The sequence below is a fragment of the Trichothermofontia sp. genome, from assembly GCF_053493415.1.
Map to the genome: position 1 here is coordinate 1 of NZ_JBRCAD010000046.1, position 7,331 is coordinate 7,331.

The 7,331-nt window shown below is 53.3% G+C and carries 6 protein-coding genes and 1 pseudogene; 3 read left to right on the forward strand and 4 right to left on the reverse strand.

Going from position 1 to position 7,331, the window contains the following annotated elements; genetic code table 11:
• Nucleotides 1-192 precede the first annotated feature (192 nt).
• Complete coding sequence (locus tag ACWIUF_RS04275) at nucleotides 193-1,104, reverse strand: Rpn family recombination-promoting nuclease/putative transposase (RefSeq protein WP_448570999.1); 912 nt, start codon at nucleotides 1,102-1,104, stop codon at nucleotides 193-195.
• Between the two features lie 130 nt (nucleotides 1,105-1,234).
• Between ACWIUF_RS04275 and ACWIUF_RS04280 the strand changes: the two are divergent.
• Nucleotides 1,235-1,327 (forward strand): annotated as a pseudogene (locus ACWIUF_RS04280) (DUF4351 domain-containing protein); the annotation flags it as partial.
• Between the two features lie 11 nt (nucleotides 1,328-1,338).
• Here ACWIUF_RS04280 and ACWIUF_RS04285 read toward each other — a convergent pair.
• The gene (locus ACWIUF_RS04285) at nucleotides 1,339-2,790 is read right to left on the reverse strand and encodes a hypothetical protein (RefSeq protein ID WP_448571000.1); all 1,452 of its coding nucleotides are present in this window, start codon (nucleotides 2,788-2,790) and stop codon (nucleotides 1,339-1,341) included.
• Nucleotides 2,791-2,795: 5 nt separating this feature from the next.
• A complete protein-coding gene (locus ACWIUF_RS04290) occupies nucleotides 2,796-3,887 on the reverse strand; it encodes a Gfo/Idh/MocA family protein (RefSeq protein WP_448571001.1) in 1,092 nt (363 codons plus the stop codon).
• A 347-nt stretch (nucleotides 3,888-4,234) separates the two neighbouring features.
• Between ACWIUF_RS04290 and ACWIUF_RS04295 the strand changes: the two genes are divergently transcribed.
• The gene (locus ACWIUF_RS04295) at nucleotides 4,235-5,887 is read left to right on the forward strand and encodes a calcium-binding protein (RefSeq protein ID WP_448571002.1); all 1,653 of its coding nucleotides are present in this window, start codon (nucleotides 4,235-4,237) and stop codon (nucleotides 5,885-5,887) included.
• A gap of 525 nt (nucleotides 5,888-6,412) precedes the next feature.
• Here the strand turns inward: ACWIUF_RS04295 and ACWIUF_RS04300 are convergent.
• The gene (locus tag ACWIUF_RS04300) at nucleotides 6,413-6,664 is read right to left on the reverse strand and encodes a hypothetical protein (protein WP_448571003.1); all 252 of its coding nucleotides are present in this window, start codon (nucleotides 6,662-6,664) and stop codon (nucleotides 6,413-6,415) included.
• Between the two features lie 131 nt (nucleotides 6,665-6,795).
• Between ACWIUF_RS04300 and ACWIUF_RS04305 the strand changes: the two genes are divergently transcribed.
• Nucleotides 6,796-7,020, forward strand: a complete 225-nt coding sequence (locus ACWIUF_RS04305; RefSeq protein ID WP_448571004.1) for a hypothetical protein — start codon at nucleotides 6,796-6,798, stop codon at nucleotides 7,018-7,020.
• The last annotated feature ends 311 nt before the right edge of the window (nucleotides 7,021-7,331 follow it).

Genomic DNA, 7,331 nt, shown 5'->3' on the forward strand with positions numbered 1-7,331 from the left:
AAGTTTCGCTATTTGCAACTAGAACTCAGCCGTCGCTGTTCGCTCGTCCATTGGAGCTACGATTTGCTTCCAGAAACGCTTGTATGACTCTCGCACCCTCAAGTGTAAAGTTTTATATCTGGATTCAACACTTCTGGTTAAAGTCATCATGTTCCTCCCCAATGAACAGGCCACCGATCAGGCATGATTTGTTTAGCGCTCCCCCTGAGAATCAAGCCAAGCGACCAAATCTGCCACCTGCGTAAAATCCAACAACGCCTCCCCCAACGCCTCAAGCTGCAGCAACTCCAATGCCTGCACCCGTTGCGTCAACTCCGGTGACAGTTCACCCACCCGGCGATGCAGTTGTCTCAGGATCAGCGATCGGCCCTCTTCCTGTCTACCAACCAACCTGCCCCGTTGTTCACCCCGTTGTTCACCTCTTAGCTCCCCTTGACGTTCCCCCTCCCGCAAAATCTCTTGATACCAGGGCGACTCCCGCAACACAGCCATATCCCACCTCATGATTTGCCGGACAACATCACTCTCCAACACAAAACTAGCAAAAAACGCCAGCAACGCCTCCAACTCCACCAACTGCTCATCCTGCCGCAGCAACCCCAACGCCCGCTGCACCGTCGCCACCTCGCCCCCTGACTTCAAAATCGGCACAAACGGCAACAACGCCCGTAAGGACTGGTCGAATACCACTTCGGCCTCCACTTCCCACAGGTTAATCACCCGATAGTCCTGGTAGGCTCGGATGCCCATAAACGTCGATTCGTAGTAATTTGGGATGGTCACCGATGACGCAGGCGGCAGAATATTCACCAAGACCGGATAGACCGGCAAATGATATTTCTCCGTTGCCAACGCTGCATAGGCCCGCATCCGCACCGGCAACCCATTCGTGTAGCGCAACTGCAACTCGTTGAGAATCAAAAACTCCCCGTAGGCAGGACTGACGGCCTTCACCAACACGTCATTTTCCCGGCTCACCCACTGGAACTCCGAGGCCAGAATCTCCTGCGCTACCACATCGGCCTGTTGCGTTACCCACTGCGCCCACGCCGTCGGCGCTAACCCAATCAGTCGCTTGCCGCCAATATCTGCTTGCTTGACCACAGCCCTTCACCCAGTCGATATTCCTAGCCTATGCCTAAATTCAACTCCATTCCCCCCGCCAACGCTACTGGCTTTATCGACACGTACCTGCGCCTGAACACCCAGAAGACCCAAATTTGCCCAAGTTGACGCCTTATCTATTGAGCAATTAGAAATGCTAGGAGAGGCATTACTGAAATTTTCCAGCTTAGCGAATTTAGAAACCTGGTTAGGGTCAATATAGTCAGGTAATTCTCATCTTCCCGCATAGAATGTCGAGATTGTCGAGGGATAAATGGTCATCGCATAAACCACAAGTAACAGCAAAATGATAGGACTGATCATGGCGGCGGGTAACGACTTCCCGCCAATGCGGATGCTTAGATTATGCGCTTGGGCGACGGCCAATCCCCGCACGATCAGAAAGAGCATCGGTAAAAACAACGCCAAGCTAAACCGATTACCAGACGCGATCGGGCTGTACCAAGCATACAAGGCGAGGTAACCCGTAAAATAGCCGATCACCAATAGGACTGTGCAGGGATGAATGCGAGGGAAAACCTGCGATCGCCAAATATGCCAATTCTGGCCCAAAAGCACCCCTAGGGCCAGGAGATAGGCCAGGATAAACTGGGCATACCAGTAAACCGTAAAAGTTCGCTCCAACATCCGATCGAAGCCACGGGAAAATCGATGCAGAATTTGACCGGGTGTATGTTCCCGCAAATACTTTTGCAACGAGGGGATTTCCTCCGGTGGCATTTTCGGCCAACCCACACGATCGCCATGTGCTTTAGTGCCTCGTTCGGCTTCCTCCCAGGAGTTATACCACATATAAAATGTGGAATTAACGTTATAAAAATAGTGTCCAAAAATGCGTTTGCTGGTTTGTAGATAAGGCGACAGGATGCCCAAAAAACACACCAAGACTAAGCTGATACAAACGATATGTAATCTTAACGTGCGGATAGATTGCCAAGTGGATTGAACTTGGGTACGCCAGGTCGCTTGAGGGGGCGGCATTTTTAGGGGAGTATCCTGAAGCGGGGCTGCTTCGCCGCGATCGTGGGGCAATTCCGGTTTGGAACGCCACGATCGCCCCTGTTCATAAATCCCTCGGAGCAGCAGTAAGCCTGTCGCCAGCACGATCGTCGGTAAGATGGACGCCTTAGTCAGATGGGCAAAAGCCCCCACACTGCCAACCAGAACCGCCGTTAGGGGATGGGGGCGCTGGAGCAATCGTAAGACTAGAACGAAGAGTAATAATGTCAATCCATAGAACAGAATTTCACATTGGAAATAGGGAGCCTTATAGGCAAAGACCGTCAGCATGGTCACCAGGGTGGCGACGACGGCATCGACGGTTTTACCAAAGTGCTTAAATAGCAAAAATGTGCCGATCAGCACGATCGCTCCTATGCCAATTCCGACGATCTTCCCGATCGCAAAGAACGCCTGATCCGACATACCGGGTCGATAGAACAACGCCATCAAACCCGGATAGAGGGGCATCCGATTGCGATCGCCGACAAATTGCAACTGGGTTACCGCCATATTTTTGGCATAGTCCAGATAGGCACTCTGGTCGGTTCTGCCCATATCGGTATTGACCAGAAAACCCTGGCGCAGGGCACCCCAAATGTAAAGCACGATCGCAATGACTACGAACACCAATAAGCCGAAGCTAAGCCAGCGATGGGTACGCATACGGTTTAAACGGGGGGCACCTCAACCCACTGATTCGTCGCATGGGAACGATGGGTCAGATCCATGAGTAATTGGGAATAGACCCCTTCTCGCAATGAAGGGACGATCGGCTCCCCGCGATCGATCCCCGCCACCCAGCGATCGACAATACCCATAAACGCCGCAATCCGCCCATCAGCAAAAACCTGGGGGAACGCTAAACGCTTGGGAATTTCCAACTCCGTAAGTTCCTTCCCCACGGCGGCCCCCCAGAGTTGGAAGCCATGCACATAATCCTTTTGATTTTTACTCCCCAACACTAGGGTACCGCGATCGCCATAAACCTCCACCCAATGCCCACGTCCCTGGTAGGTTACTGCACTGATTGATACCTGGCAGGGTGTGCCATCCGCCAACTCTAAGGTAATCAGACACGTATCATCGCTATCCACAGGCTTCATCGCCCCCGTATGGAGATCAGGGCGGTGGGGAATTGTGGTGATCAGACGGGCATTCAACCGCTTGACCGGACCAAATAACCAGGCAATGTAGTCAAACGTATGGGACCCCAGGGACCCCAGGGCACCCCCCCCCTGATCCTTACGGGCATACCAGTTCCAGCCACGGGTCGCATCCGCCCGACTAGACGCTAACCAGTCAACCTTGATCAGTCGTTTTTGCCCTACATATCCCTCAGCCAAGAGTTCTGCCAACCGTTGCCAAGCCGGGACACAGCGGTATTCAAAGTCCATTGCCGTGACCACCCCCTGGGCTGTGGCCAGTTGCCATAATTCCTGCGCCTCGGCCACCGTGAGGGTGGTGGGTTTTTCCAGTAATAAATGCTTCCCAGCCTGTAACACTGTCTTGGCCATCTCATAGTGCAAAAACGGTGGGGTGGCAATGCTGACGGCCTGCACCTCGGGTTGAGCCACGATTTCTTCAATGCGATGACAGGCGATCGGAATCTGATTTGCCTCGGCGATCCCCCTTGCCGTTTCCCGATCCCGATGATATAACGCAACCACTCGTGTACGGGGATGGGCCTGAAGACCAGGAATATGGACCTTCTGACCAAAGCCTGTGCCGACTACCGCAACCCCGATCTCAGACTGATGCATAAATTCTGGCTGGAACTATTGGATGGTTTTTGGATGGTTTAAGGAGTCTCCCCCACCAGTGTTGATGGCGTCAATCTGCTCACAGGTTTGGCCACTCCGTCAACACCCTAGCATTTTCTCGGCATTTACTAGAGATTGTGGCCCGGTTGCGCTGGCAGGCCGTCCCCCGGTGGGTAGACATCTGCCAACCATAAGGTCTTGTACTATACGCTAGATATAGCGTCACCTAAAGTTGTCAAACTCTGTCTATTGTGTACAATGCCTGCCAAAGCCCCAGCAGTTTGGATCCGACCCGGCTGATATCTGGGCAGAAGAACTGAACCCGCAAGTGACTAAGAGGTTAGGAAATGGCAGTTATTATTGGTACTCTTCTCCCCGATCGCCTCGTCGGTACGCTGGAAGCCGACCTGATGCGCGGTCTAGCTGGCAGCGACACCCTGTTTGGGCTGGCTGGCAATGACACCATCTTTGGGGACACTGGCAATGACTTCATCTACGGCGGCCAGGGTAGGGACATTCTCTATGGTAACCAGGGAGACGATCGTATCTATGGGGGTAAGGACGACGATACGATCTATGGCGGCAAGGAGAATGACTTTATTCGGGGGGATGCGGAAAAGGATTTGCTGCGGGGCGATCTCGGTGACGACACAATCTACGGCGGCAAGGACGACGACACGATCTACGGCGGTAAGGGCAATGATGTCCTCTTCGGCGATAACGGTAATGATGTTCTCTTCGGCGACATAGGGGCCGATCGCCTGTTCGGTGGCGCTGGGCGGGATCTGTTTGTCCTGGGTCGTGTGACGGGGGAAACGACCCGTACCACTGGCGGGCCGCTCCTGACCGACGCGGATGTCATTGAAGACTTTGAAGACGGTGTTGATCTTATTGGTCTGGCTGGGGGTCTCACGTTTGCCAATCTGGTGATTACGGAAGGGACCGGCGTGTTGGCCGGTAGCACGATCATTCAGGACACCCTGGCGGGCGCGACTACAGAATTCCTGGCTATTATTCGTGGCGTTGCGCCTGCCAATATCAGCGCTGAAGACTTCACCACCACGATCGGCACCCTGCCTCCCGCGCCCCCGATTACGGGTCCCGTGGCCAGCCTCAGCCCCGTGACCGCCACCATTCAGGAAGGTCCCGTCACTACTGGGGGGGTAGATGGTTCCACTGGCAACCCCACGACCTTTACCGTGACCCTAAGTACCCCGGCCCCCACAGGGGGACTCACGATCAACTATGCCCGATCGTTTGCGGGGGGTGCGGAAGCCACCTTTAGCCCCGCAACCGATAGTGTGACGATTGCGGCAGGTGCCACAACGGCCCAATTCACAGTCAGTGTGCCGGATAACTTGACACCTCTCCAGGACAGTCGCTCGGTCCTGATTACGTTGTTAGCAGGGACGGGCTATAACGTCACGGCTGGCCCTGGGGCTTCAGCCACGGTCACGATCACGGAAAATGATGCCACGGTTGACACGGGCACCACCCTCAACGGTACGGCACTGGGTGATCAAATCGTTGGGGGGGCTGGCAACGATACGATCAACGGCAATTCGGGCGATGATACCCTGGTCGGCGGTGCAGGGGATGACCAGATCTACGGTGGCCTGGGGGCTGATAGCATCAACGGTGGCGAGGGCAATGACACCTTGGTAGGGGGGCCGGGTAACGATACCCTCGCCGGAGGAGCGGGTAGTGATGCCTATGTGTTTAATGCGATCGCAGACGGGGTAGAGACGATCGTTGGCTTCGTCTCAGCCACTGATACCGTTTTGATCTCAAACAGCTTTGGGGGTGGATTAGTGGCAGGTGTTTTGCCTGCGGATGCTTTCACTACGGAAGCTGCGGCTACTGATCCCGCCCATCGGTTTATCTACAATGGCGGCAACCTCTTCTTCGATGAAGATGGGGATGGGGATGAAGCCGCCGTTCAGATTGCTAGCTTCTCGGGTTCTCCCACATTAGTCAATACGGACATTGTGATTTTCTAGCGGCTAGTGCTTTAAAAGGGTGTTTGAAAAGTCCAGAAACCAGCCGTTTTGGCGACTTCAGTCGCCACTACAAACGCAAAGTAACACTTACAGCCGTTCCCTCGCTAATGAGGTACTGTCAAGCTTTGCGAACAAGGGGCTTAAGCCCCTTGTCTGTTCCTCCTTACCTTCCCCCCCCAATGGGGGGATTTTTTATGAGGATTCGGTTATGGGAACCTCAATTAATTAAGGCATCTAGGCTGGGTTGGCAGCGGAAATACATTCCTGATCGCCGGGTTACCCGATCGCCGGGCCATGCTTGCATAAACAACGTTAAGAAGCCCTTGCGCATAGTATCAACCTATGGCAGGCTAGCCTTAACCTTAAATACCGGTTTTCCGGTCGGGATAAGGGTATTTAGTGTTTGAGCCGATCAATCGTATCAAGGTGATTGCCACCCTAGTCCTGATTCCTGCGCTGGTTCTCCCCTCCTTCGCGGCTGCACCACAAGCCAAGATTGAGTTTGTACCGCCTTTTGTGGGTAGGTCAATCACCTCCGCGATCGCTGTTCTCAATTCGAAAGCGCAGTTCAGCAATTCCGGCAACCCCCATCCAGAACGTGTAAATACCTGCTTGGAGGGGATTGCGGTTGGCACGAGCAGCTAAAACCATTGCCGCGATCGCTTCTAGCAGATGTGTCGCCAAGGCCACGCTCCCCAGCCAGAATAGTGTTTCTAGTAGGGAATGTTCAGCAATCATGCCGTTGAGTTTGCCCAGGGTTAAACCCAGTGCACCCATGATCACGATACAAGAGATCACCTTAATGATTGTCAATAGACGGGGATGAGTTGGTAGTAGCAGTAACATGGCTCAAGGATGGATAGGGACACTGGGACGAGTCATTTTACGATGTTTCTAGGGTGTCATGGGTGTTGTTGGGTTGGGCGGTGGGGTATGAGTCGCGACGCGCTGGTAGTTGCGCTGAGTACCTCACCCATTGGCTGGGGTTACAGGCTCCTGCGGCGGATGCGGAGGCTATTGCGCCATGCTTGGAACGGGATGGTGAGTTTCGGGTGTGGCGGTTGCCGGGGGCGGTGCAGTACGAGACGCCTGCCATCGGGCAACGGCCAACTACCTCACTGGTAGTCTGGTAAGGTGCGATGCTTAATCAGATCTGCTCGATCTCGTCTTTGTAAAAATTTACGCATATACCCTTATCCAAGGTCTATATTGTAGATTATTCTATAGTTAGATCATGACGGTAGTTTTTGAACTAAGTTAAAGAGTATTAATCTTAATTAATAAATTAATACTCTAGTTAACTACTCAGAAGTGTTGAATCCAGATATAAAACTTTACACTTGAGGGTGCGAGAGTCATACAAGCGTTTCTGGAAGCAAATCGTAGCTCCAATGGACGAGCGAACAGCGACGGCTGAGTTCTAGTTGCAAATAGCGAAACTTGT

Excerpts from the sequence above, each read along its gene's own strand:
- ACWIUF_RS04285 (WP_448571000.1), bottom strand. The coding sequence starts at position 2,790 with ATGCGTACCCATCGCTGGCTTAGCTTCGGCTTATTGGTGTTCGTAGTC.
- ACWIUF_RS04290 (WP_448571001.1), bottom strand. The coding sequence starts at position 3,887 with ATGCATCAGTCTGAGATCGGGGTTGCGGTAGTCGGCACAGGCTTTGGT.
- ACWIUF_RS04295 (WP_448571002.1), top strand. The coding sequence starts at position 4,235 with ATGGCAGTTATTATTGGTACTCTTCTCCCCGATCGCCTCGTCGGTACG.
- ACWIUF_RS04300 (WP_448571003.1), bottom strand. The coding sequence starts at position 6,664 with ATGGGTGCACTGGGTTTAACCCTGGGCAAACTCAACGGCATGATTGCT.